The 18,272-nt window shown below is 36.3% G+C and carries 14 protein-coding genes; 5 read left to right on the plus strand and 9 right to left on the minus strand.

What is annotated here, in order from left to right:
- Nucleotides 1–14 precede the first annotated feature (14 nt).
- Nucleotides 15–1,604, minus strand: coding sequence for a GAF domain-containing sensor histidine kinase (locus tag QUF99_RS27975; RefSeq protein WP_289374433.1), 1,590 nt, complete (start codon nucleotides 1,602–1,604; stop codon nucleotides 15–17).
- A gap of 157 nt (nucleotides 1,605–1,761) precedes the next feature.
- Between QUF99_RS27975 and pdxK the strand changes: the two genes are divergently transcribed.
- Nucleotides 1,762–2,586 carry a pyridoxine/pyridoxal/pyridoxamine kinase gene (gene pdxK, locus QUF99_RS27980; RefSeq protein WP_289374435.1) on the plus strand — a complete coding sequence of 275 codons (825 nt, stop codon included), beginning with the start codon at nucleotides 1,762–1,764 and terminating at the stop codon, nucleotides 2,584–2,586.
- A gap of 176 nt (nucleotides 2,587–2,762) precedes the next feature.
- On the opposite strand, the gene QUF99_RS27985 is transcribed toward pdxK, so the two are convergent.
- The 7 genes from QUF99_RS27985 to QUF99_RS28015 all read right to left on the minus strand — a co-directional run bounded on the left by QUF99_RS27985 (nucleotide 2,763) and on the right by QUF99_RS28015 (nucleotide 11,407).
- Entirely contained in the window at nucleotides 2,763–2,966 is a 204-nt protein-coding gene (locus QUF99_RS27985; protein WP_289374437.1) for a YbdD/YjiX family protein, read from the minus strand.
- On the minus strand, nucleotides 2,959–5,034 hold the full coding sequence (locus QUF99_RS27990) for a carbon starvation CstA family protein (RefSeq protein WP_289374438.1): 2,076 nt from the start codon (nucleotides 5,032–5,034) through the stop codon (nucleotides 2,959–2,961). The genes QUF99_RS27985 and QUF99_RS27990 overlap by 8 nt, the downstream gene beginning before the upstream one ends.
- A 122-nt stretch (nucleotides 5,035–5,156) precedes the next feature.
- Complete coding sequence (locus QUF99_RS27995; RefSeq protein ID WP_289374440.1) at nucleotides 5,157–5,873, minus strand: LytR/AlgR family response regulator transcription factor; 717 nt, start codon at nucleotides 5,871–5,873, stop codon at nucleotides 5,157–5,159.
- 156 nt (nucleotides 5,874–6,029) lie between these two features.
- On the minus strand, nucleotides 6,030–7,229 hold the full coding sequence (locus tag QUF99_RS28000) for an MFS transporter (RefSeq protein ID WP_289374441.1): 1,200 nt from the start codon (nucleotides 7,227–7,229) through the stop codon (nucleotides 6,030–6,032).
- 520 nt (nucleotides 7,230–7,749) lie between these two features.
- On the minus strand, nucleotides 7,750–8,490 hold the full coding sequence (locus QUF99_RS28005) for a WecB/TagA/CpsF family glycosyltransferase (RefSeq protein ID WP_289374442.1): 741 nt from the start codon (nucleotides 8,488–8,490) through the stop codon (nucleotides 7,750–7,752).
- Between the two features lie 172 nt (nucleotides 8,491–8,662).
- Nucleotides 8,663–9,778, minus strand: a complete 1,116-nt coding sequence (locus QUF99_RS28010; protein ID WP_289374444.1) for a glycosyltransferase — start codon at nucleotides 9,776–9,778, stop codon at nucleotides 8,663–8,665.
- 237 nt (nucleotides 9,779–10,015) lie between these two features.
- A complete protein-coding gene (locus QUF99_RS28015; protein WP_289374445.1) occupies nucleotides 10,016–11,407 on the minus strand; it encodes an O-antigen ligase family protein in 1,392 nt (463 codons plus the stop codon).
- A 364-nt stretch (nucleotides 11,408–11,771) separates the two neighbouring features.
- Between QUF99_RS28015 and QUF99_RS28020 the strand changes: the two genes are divergently transcribed.
- Nucleotides 11,772–12,404: a trimeric intracellular cation channel family protein gene (locus QUF99_RS28020; RefSeq protein WP_289374447.1), complete on the plus strand. Its 633-nt coding sequence runs from the start codon at nucleotides 11,772–11,774 to the stop codon at nucleotides 12,402–12,404.
- 370 nt (nucleotides 12,405–12,774) lie between these two features.
- On the opposite strand, the gene QUF99_RS28025 is transcribed toward QUF99_RS28020, so the two are convergent.
- Nucleotides 12,775–14,079 carry a glycosyltransferase family 39 protein gene (locus QUF99_RS28025; RefSeq protein ID WP_289374448.1) on the minus strand — a complete coding sequence of 435 codons (1,305 nt, stop codon included), beginning with the start codon at nucleotides 14,077–14,079 and terminating at the stop codon, nucleotides 12,775–12,777.
- A gap of 314 nt (nucleotides 14,080–14,393) precedes the next feature.
- Here QUF99_RS28025 and QUF99_RS28030 point away from each other — a divergent pair, with 314 nt between their 5' ends.
- The 3 genes from QUF99_RS28030 to QUF99_RS28040 all read left to right on the plus strand — a co-directional run bounded on the left by QUF99_RS28030 (nucleotide 14,394) and on the right by QUF99_RS28040 (nucleotide 18,079).
- Nucleotides 14,394–14,906, plus strand: coding sequence for an acyl-CoA thioesterase (locus QUF99_RS28030; protein ID WP_289374450.1), 513 nt, complete (start codon nucleotides 14,394–14,396; stop codon nucleotides 14,904–14,906).
- Between the two features lie 821 nt (nucleotides 14,907–15,727).
- Complete coding sequence (locus tag QUF99_RS28035; RefSeq protein WP_289374451.1) at nucleotides 15,728–17,182, plus strand: oligosaccharide flippase family protein; 1,455 nt, start codon at nucleotides 15,728–15,730, stop codon at nucleotides 17,180–17,182.
- A 75-nt stretch (nucleotides 17,183–17,257) separates the two neighbouring features.
- Nucleotides 17,258–18,079, plus strand: a complete 822-nt coding sequence (locus tag QUF99_RS28040) for a glycosyltransferase family 2 protein (RefSeq protein ID WP_289374452.1) — start codon at nucleotides 17,258–17,260, stop codon at nucleotides 18,077–18,079.
- Nucleotides 18,080–18,272: the final 193 nt, after the last annotated feature.

The raw sequence follows: 18,272 nt of genomic DNA on the forward strand, positions 1-18,272 counted from the left end.
ATTTTCACATCGCATTATAATGGTACGATAACTTTTATACTTGTCCGCTTTTTTTCACTTACAATCTTAATACATCCGCCGATTAACTCTGCCCGTTCGCGCATTGTTGTCATCCCAAGCGATTTCTTCTCTTTTATATCCTTTTCTATAAAACCAAGGCCGTAATCAACCACCTCTAAGGACACATCTTTCTCTGTCACTTTAAAATAAATCGTCGCTTCTATTACACCTGCATGCTTAGTAATATTATTTAAGGCCTCTTGTCCGATGCGCCATAATGTTTCTTCTACCACACGCGGTAAATCGCGCACACCTGTGACCTGTTCGCGAATCTTTAACCCTAAGTTTTCACCATACTGCTTTAAAGCTGGAAGCAAACCTTTTTCTAATCCTGCTGGACGTAGCTGCCAAATGAGTGTCCTCATTTCTTTTAAGGCACCTTGCGCTAGCTCCCTCATCTCATGAAGAGATTGATCGACCCTTTCATTTTGTCCCTTCAAAACAGCTTCTGCCCCCTTCGTCATGAAGGTTAATGAAAATAGCTTTTGTGAAACGGAATCATGAAGGTCCCTTGCTAAGCGGTTTCGTTCTTCCATTCGAGCAAGCTCGCGGCGCTGTTCATTTAAGCGTAAATTCTCAATTACTAATGATATATGATTAGTCAGCGCTTGCATCATATCTACAGTATGCGTATCAAATTCCTCCTGCTTTGAACTGCTCACACATAACACACCAAACACATGATTTCGAATATAGATAGGAACAGCGATGATGGAATCATTGTTTTGAACTGCTTTCCCAACTGGTCTTTTCCTCACGACGGTGTGATTCTGTTGAAATGCTTCCCATGCTATATCTTCTAATCCCGCATCTTCCTTTTCTTCCTGCAAAACACCATTTTTATAGAAGGCGCGTAGCGATAGCTTCTCTTCTTCCTGTATAAAAAATGCTAACTGCGGCCACTCAAACACTTTACCAACCTGTTTTATAACTTCTAACGGTAATGTGTTGAGCTTGTGAATTGTTCCCATTTGTTGAATCACACGCTCTAATTTCACATAATAATGAGCACGCCTCTTTTCGCCTTCATATAATTTCGTCCGTTTTAAAGCCGTTCCAATCTGTAAAGCAACTGATTGTAAAAGCATCAGTTCTTCCTCGGAAAAATGTGTTTTTCCTGGACTTGCTACATTTAGTACGCCGAATTCTTCCCCACCGGCTTTTAATGGAACAGTTGCATGATGAAGAATTCCTTCTGTGTCGCCCCAATTATTTTCAATTGCATTGTTAATTCGTTTACATTCAATAATATTAACAGCCCGTTCTAATTTCCCTTCAACAAAACGGCGCAAACACCAACATTCCCCTTCACACATTGGTTTTTTATTTTGAAAGGTAAGCGCTGCTGGCAAACGATAATCAATCAATTTCGTATACCTGCCGTCTCCATCAGCAAGGAAAATCCACCCTGTTGTTAAGCCTGTTACATGCAATAACTTTTCTAATACAGCCTGTAACACATGATAAGTATCATTTGATGTATTTAATGTTTCTGCAATCTCTTTTAATATCACTAATTCGTTTGTACGATTTTCTTGAAACATAATTTTTCTCCTACATACAATATTTTCATTTCTCATTGTACCAAATTCAATATCATTTAAAACAAACAAGTTATTTTTTCACTTTGTACTTAGTCATAACATTGATATAATGGTTAAAAATGTAGTTTTCATTATATTACCTGAGGGGGCTTTCACAATGACATTAAATAAAGCACTTACAATCGCTGGATCTGATACAAGTGGCGGTGCTGGTATACAAGCAGATTTAAAAACATTCCAAGAGCTTGGCGTATACGGAATGACGTCTCTTACAACAATCGTAACGATGGACCCACATAATGGCTGGGCACATAACGTATTCCCAATTCCAGCTTCTACACTAAAACCACAATTAGAAACAACAATTGAAGGTGTTGGTGTTGATGCTTTAAAAACAGGTATGCTTGGATCTGTTGAAATCATTGAGCTTGTTGCTGAAACGATCGAAAAGCATAATCTACAAAATGTAGTAGTAGACCCAGTTATGGTATGTAAAGGAGCAGATGAAGCACTGCATCCTGAAACAAACGATTGCTTACGCGACGTACTTGTCCCAAAAGCATTAGTTGTAACACCAAACTTATTTGAAGCATACCAACTAAGCGGTGTGAAAATTAACTCTCTTGAAGATATGAAGCAAGCAGCTGAAAAAATCCATACTTTAGGTGCAAAATATGTACTAATTAAAGGTGGTAGCAAACTAGGTACTGAAACAGCAATCGATGTATTATACGATGGAAAAACATTTGATATTTTAGAATCAGAAAAAATCGATACAACAAATACACACGGTGCAGGCTGTACATACTCTGCAGCAATTGCAGCAGAACTTGCAAAAGGAAAACCTGTAAAAGAAGCTGTAAATATTGCAAAAGATTTTATCACAGCAGCAATTCGTCACTCTTTCAAAATCAACGAATATGTAGGACCAACACATCACGGTGCCTATCGTAAATTTGCTGTTGGAAAAGAGCTTGTATAAGAAATAAAAAATAAAGCTATCGCATTGATAGCTTTATTTTCATTCCATTCTAGTAGGTAGTAAGGCTCCCCTTAAAACCATAATTACTAATTTCACACCAGCTAACCAATCAAAACAAATGTTGTTCCACGTGAAACACAAAAAATAAAAAAAGAGCGACGAATCGCCCTTTTCCTTCAACAACACCTTGATATTTTGCCACCTTTCGCATTAAAACGTGCCTCTTGTGCTTCCGAAAAAAACTGTTTTTGACATAAAATTGGTTCATCCGGATGATGTTTTTTCATATGAGTAACATACGTTTCATAACTTGGAACGCCGACAAGTAAACTAATAAATTGCTTTCGTGTCTTCCACATATTCCCCAATGTTTTAAGCATAATTTCTCGACTCACCTTCATCTTTCGGAATGTATGGCGCTTCTTTTAATGGTACTGCTTTATTTTGCAATACTTGAATCCATATACGGATAGCAGAAATAAGAACCGCAATTACAACTAACATGAACACACCACAAAGTGCAGCATCGATATAATCGTTGAAAATAATTTGTTTCATTTGTGCTACGTTTTTCGCTGGAGCGAGTACTTTCCCTTCGTCTAAAGCATTCTGAAATACTTTTGCATGTGATAAAAAGCCAATCTTTGGGTTTTCATGGAATAGTTTTTGATAGCCAGCTGTCATCGTCACAATGAGTAAACCTACAGTTGGAATAAGTGTCACCCAAACGTACGCCTTTTTCCCCATTTTGAACAAAATGGTTGTTCCAAGTAGTAATGCAATACCAGCTAACATTTGGTTGGCAATTCCAAAGAGTGGCCATAACGTATTAATCCCACCGAGCGGATCGACTACCCCTTGGTATAAGAAATACCCCCAGCCTAACACACACAGTGTTGTTGCAATAATATTTGCCGGTGTAGAGTTTGTTTTCGCAAACGGTTTATAAATATGTCCTAAAATATCTTGAATCATAAATCGTCCTACACGTGTACCCGCGTCAATCGTCGTTAAGATAAACAGCGCTTCAAATAAAATTGCGAAGTGGTACCAGAAGGCCATCATTGCTGTTCCACCAAGTACTTGTGAAAAAATATAGGCCATTCCAATTGCTAATGTTGGCGCTCCTCCCGTACGAGACAATATCGTTTGTTCTCCCACATTTACAGCAAGCTCTTTCAATTCATTTGGTGTAATTGCAAATCCCCAAGAAGAAATAACTTGGGCCGCTTGTGCTACATCTGTGCCAATAAGAGCCGGCGGACTGTTAATTGCAAAATATGTTCCTGGTGTTAATACACACGCTGCAATCATCGCCATCACCGCAACAAAGGACTCCATTAACATTGCACCGTAACCGATTGGTTGTGCGTGTCCTTCACTTTCAATCATCTTTGGTGTCGTACCAGAAGAGACTAAAGCATGGAATCCAGATACAGCACCACATGCGATTGTAATAAATAAGAATGGAAATAAGTTCCCGGAAAATACTGGTCCTGTTCCATCGATAAACTTAGACACAGCTGGCATTTGTAAATCTGGTGCTACAATAAGAATACCAACCGCTAATCCAGCAATTGTCCCAACTTTTAAAAATGTACTTAAATAATCACGAGGAGCAAGCAACATCCACACGGGAAGTGCAGAAGCGATGAAACCATATACAATCAGCATAATTGCAATTGTTTCTCCTTTAAAAGTAAACATACTTGCAAGTGCTGGGTTTTCCGCTACATACTGCCCTCCGACAAGAGATAAAAGAAGTAAAATAATGCCGATGACCGATCCTTCTCCAACACGCCCTGGACGAATGTAACGCATGTAAACACCCATTAAAATTGCAATTGGAATGGTCGCCGCAATGGTAAACATTCCCCACGGACTACCAACAAGAGCCTTCACGACTACTAACGCTAATACTGCTAATAAAATAATCATAATACCTAAAATGCCAATCATTGCAATCAATCCTGTCACAGGACCAATCTCTTCTTTAATCATTTCCCCTAATGATTTTCCATTACGTCTCATCGAGGCAAATAAAATCACGAAATCTTGAACAGCCCCGGCTACTACAACGCCAACAATGATCCAAAGTGTTCCTGGTAAATAGCCCATCTGCGCGGCTAAAATTGGTCCGACTAACGGACCTGCTCCCGCGATGGCCGCAAAGTGATGACCAAATAACACCCATTTATTTGTTGGAACATAATCTTTTCCATCATTTAAGGTCTCTGCGGGTGTTTTCCGATTATTATCAAGCTCAAATACTTTTCTCACAATAAATCTACTATAAAATCGATACGCAATAGCATATACAGAAACAGCGGCTACTAATAGCCATACAGCATTAATAGTTTCACCTTGAGATAGGGCGATCACACCAAATCCAACCGCTCCTAATGCTGCAATTAATCCCCAAAGTAAAATCGACTTGAAAGCCTTCACATATAATTCCCCCTATACTATTTCTTAGAAGGAATTGTACTAAATTTTCTGAATATTTAATTTGAATCCTCCTTATCATGAAGGATTCTTATGTTAACATGTTGAAATTCATTCATAACTTGTCACAGTTCGACTTTATTTCGAAGTCTTTTTACATAATTTCGACTAACAGGAATTGGTTGGCTATCAGACTTTTCCAAATAAAGATTATATGTTCCGTTATAATAAGGCTTTAGTTCTTGCACATACATAACGTTAATTAAATAACTTTTATGCACACGTAAAAAATCATATGCTGCTAATTTATTTTCCAGTTCCTGGAGCGTATATGTTGAAATATATTGATTATTCGTTGTGTAAATCGAAACTGTTTTATTTTCTTTATTTTTACTTACATATACAATATCTTCCGGAAAAATATATGTAATACCTTCATGACTTTCAATGGGAAGTTTACGCAACCGATTTTTCTCTTCACTTCTTTTTACTTGTTCCATCCTATCCAATAAAAAATGTAAGTCTTCTTCCCGAAACGGTCGCAACAAGTAATAGAACGCTTGAAATCGAAAAGCTGTGATTGCCCCTTCTATGTCTGTGCCCATAAAGATAAATTTTGTATATAAACTTAACTGTTGTAATAAGCTGGAAAATTCAAATCCTGTACCATCCGTTAACTGCGTATCTAAAAAAATGAAATCGGGAGTATGCTTTTTTGTTATTTGTAAGGATTCCATTCCTGTTTGTGCTTCAAAACATTCTACATTCCGCATATTTTCTGTAAATGTTTCCATTAACTGATGTCTATTTTCTGATGATCCCGTTATAAGTAATATTTTCATCTGCCCAACCACCTAATTCTTTTGTCCATATGCCTTGTTGTATACATTCGCCTCTTTAAGAAATAATCCCTTTTTATATCCATATTTTCTATCCAATATACCATCCTTTTCCCAAAAATAACAAAAAAGGGATGCCTATAAGGCTCCCCTCTTTCGTTATACCAATTCTTGTTGCTTCGTTTCTTGTCCAAGTACCAGCACCGCAAGCGCTCCAATTAAAATAGAGACGCAAAAGATTGTAAAGATCAATGAAAGGGAAGTCTGCGAGGCAACAAGATAGCCAACTAACAACGGACCGAGAATGCCACCAATACGGCCAAACGCGGCAGCCATACCTGCCCCAGTACCACGAATTGCTGTCGGATATTGCTCAGGTGTATATGCATATAATGCGCCCCACGCCCCTAAATTAAAGAAGGACAACAGCATCCCTGCTACCATCAGTGTCATAAATGACTCTGCTACTCCGAAGAAATAAGCACTACATGCTGTACCAAGTAAATACGTAACTAGCACAAATTTACGGCCAAGACGCTCGATAAACCATGCAGCCGTAAAATAGCCTGGAAGCTGTGCCAGCGTCATAATTAATACATACTGGAAGCTTTTTATTAAACTAAATCCTTTTAACACCATCACACTTGGCAACCAAAGGAACATGCCGTAGTAGGAAAAGACAACGCAAAACCATAAAATCCATAACATAATCGTTGCTCTTCTATATTCTCCAGACCAAACCGACTTTATATTTGTAAAAACAGATTGTCTTTTCTCCACTTTTTCAAATTGCGGGGAATCCGGTAGATTCCATCTTAAATACAGTGCATAAATGGCTGGAACGGCACTTAATACCATCGCTGCTTGCCAACCGTACGTTGGAATTACAAAATAGGAAATAAGAGCCGCTATTAACCAGCCTCCAGCCCAAAAGCTTTCTAATAGTACAACAATTTTCCCACGTTCATGTGCCTCAACACTTTCAGATACAAGTGTAGAAGCAACCGGTAATTCTCCGCCAAGCCCCATACCAATTAAAAAGCGCAATATAATAAATACGGTCAATGTTGTTGATAAAGCAGTTAAACCACTACCGATAGAAAATAATAATAATGTCATAATAAAAACGGATTTCCGGCCTATCTTATCTGCTAATATTCCAAATAAAAGTGCTCCAACTGCCATACCAATGGAGTTTATACTTCCAATCCATCCCATCTCTTGGCTACTCAGTCCCCATTCTTTTTGCAATGCGACAATGACAAATGACAGCATACCAACATCCATTGCATCAAATAGCCAACCAAGTCCCGCTACACCAAGAAGCTTACGCTTTGAAATTTCTTTTACGTTCCCCACTAGAAGTCCTCCTTATACAGGTGTCTTTACACATCATTTTACACGTGTGTATTTCATAAGTAAAATATTTTTCATTCCTTACATTTATCCCGCTATTCACGGGCAGTAATCCCCCACCTCAAGATTCTAAGGTAAGGGCTGATAATCAGTGGGTGATGAAGAACCCCCCACTAATTAAAGTTTCACTTTATCATTTAAGAAAAAAATTCCCTTTCAGCATTCCCGTAAGGTGAAGCTTCTATCACTCCATTACCTTTTAAGTGTGTAGATTAGCTTTTTCTTGCTATATAAATCCATTTTGATTTTTCGACATATAAGCCGCGGCTATGGATAACAAAAGGTGACCTGCACTCGTTTTCTCTCTTTGTTTTTACTTGGCATGGGGCAGGAAAAGGATCTGACCGCGGCTATGCATGGCTGGATGCTCTCTCCCACCTAAAAAGAAGGGGTTTATGTCGGTTTTTTAATTTGTATTTATATATTATTAAACTTTTCAACAAAAAAAAGCAGCGATATTTCGCTACTTTTTCGAACGCATGACTTCTTTTAAAAATTCAACCAACACAAGCTGACGACGCCAACGCGTTGGATTGCTACATAAGCGGTAAAACCACTCTAAATGAATCGATTGAATCCATTTTGGTGCACGCTTTACTTCTCCTGCCCAAACGTCAAGGCTACCACCGACACCAACTGCTACTTTTGTTTGTAGACGATGCTTATTATTTTGGATAAAAGTTTCTTGTCGTGGAAATCCAAGCGCAACAAGTAATAGATCAGGCTTTGCTTCTTGAATGCGAGCAATAATGTCCTCTTCTTGTTCTTGCTTAAAATATCCGTCTTGCATACCGACAACTGATACAGCTGAATATGTGTTCGTTAAATGCTCAGCAGCCCCCTTCACAACGTGCGGTTTTGCTCCAAATAAAAAGATAGAAACGTGTTTATTCTCTTTCGATAACGTTGCAAATAGATCACTCATTAAATCAAAACCTGCCACACGTTCTTTTAATGGTGTTCCTAACATACCACTTGCCTTTACAACGCCAATCCCGTCCGGCGTAATAATATCCGCTTCTAGAAGTGTTTGATGGAAACTTGGATCCTTTTTCGCACACATTACAATTTCAGGGTTCGCTGTTACAACTTGAAATGTGTGGGCTTGTTCTGTTTCGAGCCGCTGCATGATATATTGAATCGTCTCTTCCATTGTCATCGTAGAGAAAGGGACACCTAAAATATCAATTGTTTGCACTGCCATAATTACAATCCTCTCTATTTCAAATATCTTTTCTATTTCGATAAAGTGAAGCTTTAATCAGTGGAGGGGGATTCATCTCCCACTGATTATTAGCCCTCACAAATCGGGCTTTTACGGACAGTTTATCCCCATCTAACTTCTTTGCTTTCTGCAGAGCTTTCAGGTGAAGGTATTACTGCCCGTTAATGTGGGATAAAAGTTTTTTATACGCTTTATGAGTATCTTCATATAAACTTTGTAATGAGAATTGAGAAGACGCATGTCCATATAGACGCTCACCCATTGTTGCTAATTCACCATTTCCCCATTTTTCATATGCTTCCTCTAATGCACGTGCTAATGCATTTGCATCACCAATTGGTATAATCCATCCATATGTGTTATCAACAATCAACTGTTCCATATCACCAACGTTTGTTGCAATCGATGTTAAGCGTTGATTTGCAGCTTCTAATAACACAAGCGGGAAACTTTCACTATACGATGTTAATAAACTAATATTTGCCGATGCATATAATTCTTTTACATCTGAACGATAACCTAAAAATAGCACTTTATCCTCTAAACCTTTCTGCCTTACCACTTCTTTTAGTTCCACTTCACTTGGTCCGTCACCGACCAATAACACTTTTATTTTAGGAATTGTTATTTTTTGCAATGCTTCAAAGAGGATTTCATGCCCTTTCACCGGATGAAGACGCGCTACTTGAATCGCAGTAAATACACCTTCTTGTATGTCAAATTCAGTTAGTTTGTTATAAGGTTTTGCTGGCATACTGTCATACTCAATTCCGTTATAAATTGTACAAATTTTATCTTCTGGCACACCGAGTGCTACCGTATTTTTCTTAAAACGTTCCGTGATTGCAAAAAACAAATCAACTTTCTTAAAAGAACGTAAATTTAATTTTGTAAAAATCCAACCTTTTAAACCACGCTTCATAAAGTCGAGGGTTGGATCACTATGAACCGTTGTTACCCATTTTGCACCTATCTTCCTTTTTAAAAGAGAAAGATAAAAATTCGCCCGTGCTCCATGTGTATGCACAATATCAAAACTTCTTTCATTAATAAATGTACGTATTTTTGAAAGAATAGATATGTCATAACGAGATGATTGCGAAAAAACATGCACCTTGATTCCAAGCTCCCTTGCTTCTTTAGCAATAGAACCTTCTTCAAATACAGCTAGTTCAACTTCGTCTTTCGGAAACTGCGACAAAAGTGAAATAATATGCGTTTTTCCGCCGCCTTCTTCAGCTCCAGCATTCATATGCAACACTTTCATCTCTTTCTTCCTCCATCTTCATATTCTCTTATACTTTACTATAACAAAAAATAAAAGCTAACGTGACGCTAGCTTTTATCCCGCTATTCGCGAGCAGTAATATCCCCACCTGAAGTTCTGCAAACAGCAAAGAAGTGAGGTGAAAATCAACTGTTCGCAAAAGCCCGATTCATGAGGGCAAATGATCAGTGGGACGAAGAAAGCCTCCACTGATCAAAATTTTACTTTATTTCTCTATCATTCAATTTCTAAATCAATGATTAAATAGGCTAAAATTACAGCAAAATAAATACTTACCCCAGGTGCAGTTAATACATGTCCTGCCATATAAGAAATGCCTAACGCCAACGCTAACGCCAACGCTAGTAATGCGTATTTTACTGTAAATAACTGTTTAAATCGCGTTACGAACACGAACAGAATTTTAACACCAAAATATATAAATGGGATTAAAAGCAAACTGAAACCGACAATTCCAAATGCATAGAACCAATCATGGAAATCTCTTTCAATCAGTTTAGGACCCTCTGTAGGATTATCGGGTGAAAGCGTAACGGTTGTGAAATTCCCAGCATACCCCATACCTAATAACTTTTGAGACATTGGCGCTTTTTCATAGTACCCTTTATACATTTGTTGGAACAGCTCACGTCCGCTGAAAAGGAGCGCCTGCGTTTCCTCTTTTTTTACTTCCTCTTTTGTATCTGGAGTTTTACTATTCTTCTTTTCTTCCGCCGTTTTTTCTGCTTGCTGTTTCTCAAGAACTTGGACATGCAATCCCATATTTTTTATGAATGGCGAAGACGGCGTATACACAAGTACTCCAGCAAAAACAACCGCTGCGAGAATGCCGTTCAGCAAGTATGGTTTCTTTTGCTGACTTTTACGCTGTAAAAACGCTTGCGTAAAGCACATAAAAATTGCGATAACGAATGTAGCGAAAATAGCTCCAATCCCTACTTTTGTACCAATTGCAAAAAGTGAAAAGATTGTTAAAATAGATGGAATCCAAAAATAACTTTTAGCCATGCTAGTCGTTTTTCCAATTGAATATAAAACGACAATTGGACAAATGATCGCTAAAATGGACCCCAATTCATTTCCCGCATAAAACCAACCGCGCGAACCAAGTTTCAACCAACCATAACTATTAGAATCTGTTCCAGTTGCGATCGAAACAACCATCGCGATATTTATGATTAATGTTGAATACACAATATAGTTTCGCATTTTTGAATACATAGCTTCTTTTGCTTTGAATGACTTAAATACAAAGATATAACAAGTAAGCATAATGAGTGGGTATAAAGCTTTTGCTATAAATTTAATTTCTTCTCCTAATATAATAGGACTTTTTATGAATTTATTATTTATAAAACCTGCAACCAAAACAATTCCGACTGCTATTAAATATATAATATATTTGCGATTTTCTTTTTCTCTTGCTTGAAGCAAAATATAAATCCCACCAAGAGCCATTACAAACAGACGCGTTATAATTCCAATTGTCGTATCTATTTTTAAAACTAAAATACAAAATGATGTAAGCAAATCTAAAATTGGTTGTAATATAATAAAAATTAGCAAAAACTGCTCAAATTTATTACCTAAACTATTATTCCCTAACATCTCGAACCTCCATAACTATCATTACCTTCTCTTATCTCAATTTATCCCGCTATTTGCGGGCAGTAAAAGCCCGATTGGTGAGGGCTAATAATCAGTGAGGATGAAAAAAAAACCACTAATTGAAGTTTCACTTTATACGATTTATTATCCCTATCTTAGCTTGTCTCAAATATTGATTATAACATAACTTCTTAATTAACTATTCGATATTTACGCCTTTTATAAGACATATCAATCGTATTTTCAAACGCTTTCTTTTCGTATTTTTTCGTTTTTTTTACATGTAACGGAAAGTAATTGTTATTTTCATAGCTTTAGTGTATATTTTTCTCCGGAGCATCTTTAGGAGGAAGGGATTAGAGCCATGTTGTTAATCGAAATATTTACGTTTCTCGGCATTATTGCCGCTGCCATTTCTGGTACATTAGTTGGTTTAAAGAAAGATTTGGATTTATTTGGTGTCCTTTGTTTGGCTGTAGCTACTGCACTGGGTGGCGGAATTATTCGTGATATTATGATTGGTAACTTACCTCCCGTGGCGTTTGTACAACCAATTTACTTTTTTGTCAGTGTATTAGCAGCCCTGTTTACTTGTATGTTTTTTGAACGTATTAATAAACTTCAAGTTGTGATTATGCTTTCAGATGCGGTTGGTTTAGGCGTTTTTACCGCCATTGGTGCAAATGCAGCTATGACACATCATGTCAATGCCGCGTTTTTAGTTGTTTCGATGGGTGTTATTACAGGTATTGGTGGAGGGATTATGCGTGACATTTGTGCACAAGATATCCCATATGTATTTCGCAAAGAAATTTATGCAATTGCTTCTATTTTAGGCGCAATTAGCTTCCTAATTACGCATGAAATGGGTGCACACGTATTAGCTTTCTATATTTGTTTACTAGTAACCTTCACTATACGTGTTGTTACCGTTATATATAATGTACATTTTCCAGTCTTCTTTAAAACTCATGCAAAAGCGCATAAAAGCCATTAAGAGAATTCCATTCGAATTCTCTTAATTTATTATTGTGCGATTTGTAGCAATAATATATATAAATACAAATTAAAAAACCGACATAAACCCCTTCTTTTTAGGTGGGAGAGAGCATCCGGCCATGCATAGAAGCGGTCAGATCCTTTTTCTGCCCAGACATAGTGAAAACAAAGAGAGAAAACGAGTGCGGGTCACCTTTTGTTATCCATAGCCGCGGCTTATATGTCGAAAAATCAAAATGGATTTATATATATGAAAAGAAGTAATCTTAGTGAATGACCCCTTACGATTTGTTTGAAGAATGAGCTACATAGCCAAAGAAAGAACACAAAATAAAACTCACCACTCCTTAGGAATGGTGAGTTTTATTTTACTTTTTAAAGAACAGTTTTTGACAATAAAAAGACATCGTATATACACCAAAGCTTTGTAAAATAAAAAGACTTGGTATAGTTAAATTACCATATATAATATCTTTGTTAAAAAATTCCATACCTATGTATCCTGTTATAAGTAATAATAACAACATGTGGTTCCCGCTCTTTTGCTTCTGAATAAGAAAATGTAAAAGTGCGATTGCCATAAATAAGGTTACGGCTATATATATAAGTTTTTCGCCTTTTAATAGTGTCTTTTGTGATGGCTGTCCTACACCCAATTGAACAGAAGCTAATCGTTCTGTTTCTAACTCTTTTAACTTTTGATTTAAACGATCTTTCATACTTTGCGTCTGAACGGTTTCTTGTTTACTACGTTGCTCTCCGATTAAAACGGAATGAACATACGCCTTATTAGAAAATGCATACTGTGGCATGTCCATTGCTTGAAGGCCGTAACTCACACCGAAATGTACGGCGGAAAACAAGATAACAGTTCCCGTCATTTTTAACAATATTTTTTGTTTTTCTGCACCTTGTAATAGCTCTACTAACAGAACATATACGATCAATAAAATAAGTAAAGATACTCCCACTGGGCGAATCATATTGCTAAAAGCAAACAATATTGCTGCACATACCCACATATAAGGATGACTTAATCCTTTATGTAGCAGTATATAACACGCAAAATAAAATAAAAATACAGCCAATGGCTCCCCGGTTAAAAGCGAGCAAAAAAGAATATTTGGCAAATACAGTGCATAAAATATCGCCGCAATTCGGCCACATTCTTCTTGGAACAAAATCGTTGCAATTCGATAAATGAAAAACGCTGTTCCTGCACAATATAAAATATTAAATAGCTGTAAAACAAATGTTGCATCTCCAAACAAACGAATCAAAAATGATTCGTATACAATGAAAGGCAATTGGTCGACAAACTCTATACCGCTATTTCCTAATGCAATTTGTTTTGCCGATTCATACATACCCTTCGCATCACCTATAAGTGGGGTTTCAATAAAAATAACCGTTCCAATCCTCACGAGCACTGTTATGCTCATAAGAAAAATAAGAAATTGTTTATCTGTAAACCGATACTGCAAAATAGATGCCATTAGTAAAAGAAGAATAACGAAAATGGATAATGTAATCGCTAAACTTGTGGAGCTTCCTCCGAAAAATTGCTTGCTTCCTTCAAAGGCGTTCCAACAAGAATAAGCAAAAAAAGCAAGCATAATTCCAATAATTGTTTTACTAAAAAAAGATGAAAAACCTGTTTGTATGTGATTCATATATATGCTGCACCTCTATTTCCATTCATAACAAAACGATTCTATCACGAATATGGACATGGCAGGTAGGGAATTTATATGACAAAATCATAGCAAGCACTTTTCACTTGCAATGTAAGCGAAACCTCTTTTACACTACAAACTATACAAAACAAATTTTCTTTCAATCACATACAGGGAAATGTAAAAGAGTTCTAGCTCAATAAGAAAAATCTTTCCTATTACTGAGGGCTTTCTATCAATGGGAAAGATTCGCTTTATATAATAAAGATATACCACCTTAATTGAAACAAAAAATGGGAGTAGATTATATTATGGAAAAGAAATTTATGCGAGAATCAAAAGCAATAAAAACAACACGGGTTTTTCCCAATGACTTAAACAATCATCAAACATTATTTGGAGGAAAATTATTAGCAGAAATTGATAGTATTGCCTCTATTGCAGCCGCACGTCATAGCCGTAAGCATTGCGTAACTGCATCCATTGATTCTGTTGATTTTTTAACTCCAATTCACCAAACTGATTCCGTTTGCTACGAAGCGTCCGTTTGCTATACTGGTAAATCTTCTATGGAAGTATTTGTGAAGGTTATTGCAGAAAATCTACTAGCAGGAGAACGACGAATTGCTGCAACTTGCTTCATCACGTTTGTTGCGATAAAAGATGACAAACCATCCTCCGTCCCACAAGTGATTCCAGAAACAGAAGAAGAGCATTGGTTATATAACACGGGTGCTGAACGAGCTGAAAAACGTAAAATAAACCGCATCAAAAGTAAGGAAATGGCGGAAGTATTAACATTGAATAAACCTTGGAGCGTATAGGGTGAAACTTTGATCAGTGAGGGTGTTACTGCTCGCGAATAGCGGGAGTTTTCATAATGCTATTAAGTCGCCTTAGCATGTATATTTAATTTTACAATATATCCCTTTCTTCATTAACTGTTATGGATATTTCGTAATGTCGATTATACGTCTCATTGCTTCCTACGGAATTATACTAACTATACAAATATAGATAAGAAACATACAAATGCTTCAGTCCCATGTAGACTGAGGCATTTGTTTTATCATATTCATGTATCTCCTTAAACAAGCAATAGTTGATTTACAAAGTTTATCTGCAGTAAACTTATATCCGTAGTGATTGACTATGAAAATCACTTTATCACCTACAGAGGAATATCCTTTGAAAATCATTTAATATATAAAAAACATAAAGCGAAACTTTAATCAGTGGGGATTTTCTTCATCCCCCATTGATTATTAGTCCTCACCAATCGGACTTTTACGAGCAGTTTATCCCCGCCTAACTTCTTTACTCCCTGCCGAAATTTGAGGTGTGGGGTATTACTGCCCGCGAATAGCGGGATAAAATATGATGTTATTTCTTTGAAGGTGGGGGAAATGTAACTTTTGAAGAGCATAGAACTTATCGTATTGCAGCACGTTGGAAAACAAAAGAGCCATTTCTGCGTTTACAGATATATGAACAATATTTAATAAACAATTATGGCCCACACTATATGTGGAAAGATATGAATTGGATTCATCCAATCTCGCTCTCAATATCCAGATATTTTTAATCGAATATACAAAAGGATTTTACTTTAGTAACTAATATGATCATCATGAAAGGCGAAATTATGCAAAAATCACTTGGATCAAATATTTTCTATAAAATATTACTCAACACCTTTAATATCATTCTGCCAATTTTAGTAGGTCCTTACGCATATCGAATGCTTGGGGCCAATTCAATGGGAACAGTTAACTTTGCTGAAACAGTTTTTAATTACTTTTTCATTTTTGCTGTATTTGGTGTATATCAATATGGCTTACGTGAGATTAGCTTAGTAAAAAATGACAAGAAAAAAGTCTCACAATTGTTTACAAGTTTATATGTTATTAACTTCACAACCAGTATTCTGGCTTTAATAGCATTTATACTCTGTAGTTATATCGGATATGGCGATAAGGACTTATTTCCTGTACTGCTCATTTTTGGATTCAATTTTATTTCAAATATGTTTTATGTAGAATGGTTCAATGAAGCACATGAAAATTATGATTTTATTACGAAGAAAACCGTTGCTGTCCGTCTTATTTATGTTGTGCTTCTTTTCACTTTTATTCATGGAGCGGATGACTATAAGCAATTTGCTGGTTTGTTAGTTCTATCGACATTTTTAAATCATTTTATCAGTTTTATATATGTGAAACGCCGGGTTCCGTTTGATTTTTCAAATTTGACGATTATCCCACATTTAAAACCTTTATTTTTAGTTGTTATCTTTTCAAATGCCACTCTCTTATACACGCAATTAGATCGTCTATTCTTAGGAGAATATGCTGGAAAGGCTGCAGTTGCTTTCTATGTCATGGCTTTTCAAATTATGACCATTATTAACACACTTATGTTAAGTGTTATTCAAGTTACGATTCCAAGACTCTCTTATTTATCAGGAAACGCTACGGAAAAAGAATATGAAACGTTACTAAATAAAATCTCTAAAGTATATTTCATTACCCTCTTCCCCGCCGCTATTGGTCTCATGATTATTGCTCATGGAGCTGTTATTATTTACGGCGGAGACGAGTTTGCTAATGCCGGTAGCACACTCATGGTTTTTGCATTGTATATGATTTCAGTAGGAATCGAATCTATTTTGGCGAATCAAGTTATTTATGTGAAAAAGAAAGAAAATATTTTAATACGCTTTTTATTCATTTGTGGTTTCATAAACCTTGTATTTAATATTACACTTATATTCTTTAATGTACTTACGCCAACCACAGCAATTATCACAACAACAATTGCAAACTGCTTGTTAATTACATTTGAATATATATACGTAAAAAAGAAATTAAAAGTCAATTATACATTGTTCGATATGCAAAAACTAAAGTATCTCTTTTATTCACTTACATTTTTACCATTAGCACTGGTTGTTCGCATCGTAATCCCTGGGCAGATCCTACAGGTTATCGTTACAATTTTAACATGTGGATTCGTCTATGCCCTTATTCTATGGATAACAAAAGATGCAATTCTCCTCATGCTTTTAGAAAAAATGAAAGCAAAATTTAAGAGATCCTGATATAAGTGAAGGAGCAGAAATATAATACTTGATCTTCATACAAACGAATGACACCTTTTAAAGGAGCTGTTACAATTGAAATTTTCTTTAATCATGGCCACTTGTGGCAGACGTGATGATATTATAGATTTACTAAAATCATTAGAAAAACAAACATACCAAAATTTCGAACTCATTGTAGTCGATCAAAATGACAAGCCAATTTCTGATCTCTTCGAAGACTATAAGGGGAAATTTTCTATCAACTACCTTTATACACCTATTAAAGGGTTATCTCGTGCACGAAATAAAGGATTAAAAGTAGCTGATGGTGACATTATAACTTTTCCAGATGACGATTGTATTTATGAAACAAACGTATTAGAAAGAATCTTAGAAACGTTTGAAAAAAATGTAGATATTCATTTTATATCAACAAATACGACCAATGTTGAAAAAACAGGATCATTAATAAATGCACCGAAAACGGATATTATTTTAAATAATAAATACGGATTCATGGGGCCGTCTTTTGCACTATTCTTTACGAAGCAATTTGTACAAGATGTCGGTACGTTTGATGAAGATTTAGGGGTCGGATCAGGTACGATTTACGGAGCTGGTGAAGAGACTGACTTCGTACTTCGTGGTATGAAAAACGGATATACAGGTATATTTAAGAAAGATCTTTTCGTATACCATCCAGTAAAAGAAGAAATTATTAATGAACAATCATTAAAAAGGGCCATTTCCTATGCTGGTGGTTTCGGAAGAGTCATTCGCTTACATTATGGATTCCCTTACTTTTTACGTGCGACTGCCGCTGCTTCATTCCGTACGATGCAAAACATTTCTAACGATAAACGAAAATTTCACGCAAATCGCTTAAAAGGAATCATTCGAGGATACTTCAAATAAGGTGCAACCGTTCTGGTGTTGAACGGTTGCACTTCTTTTTATCCCGCTATTCGCGAGCAGTAATACCCCTACCTCAAAATTCGGCAGGAAGCAAAGAAGTTAGAAGGGGATAAACTGCCCGTAAAAGCCTTCACTTTATTGTGTTCATAGCCGATCCAATACTATTCGAAATCCATATTTTTCACTTACTTTT

Origin of the sequence: Bacillus sp. DX4.1 (assembly GCF_030348195.1) — a bacterium.
In the GTDB taxonomy this organism is placed as follows: Bacteria; Bacillota; Bacilli; order Bacillales; family Bacillaceae_G; genus Bacillus_A.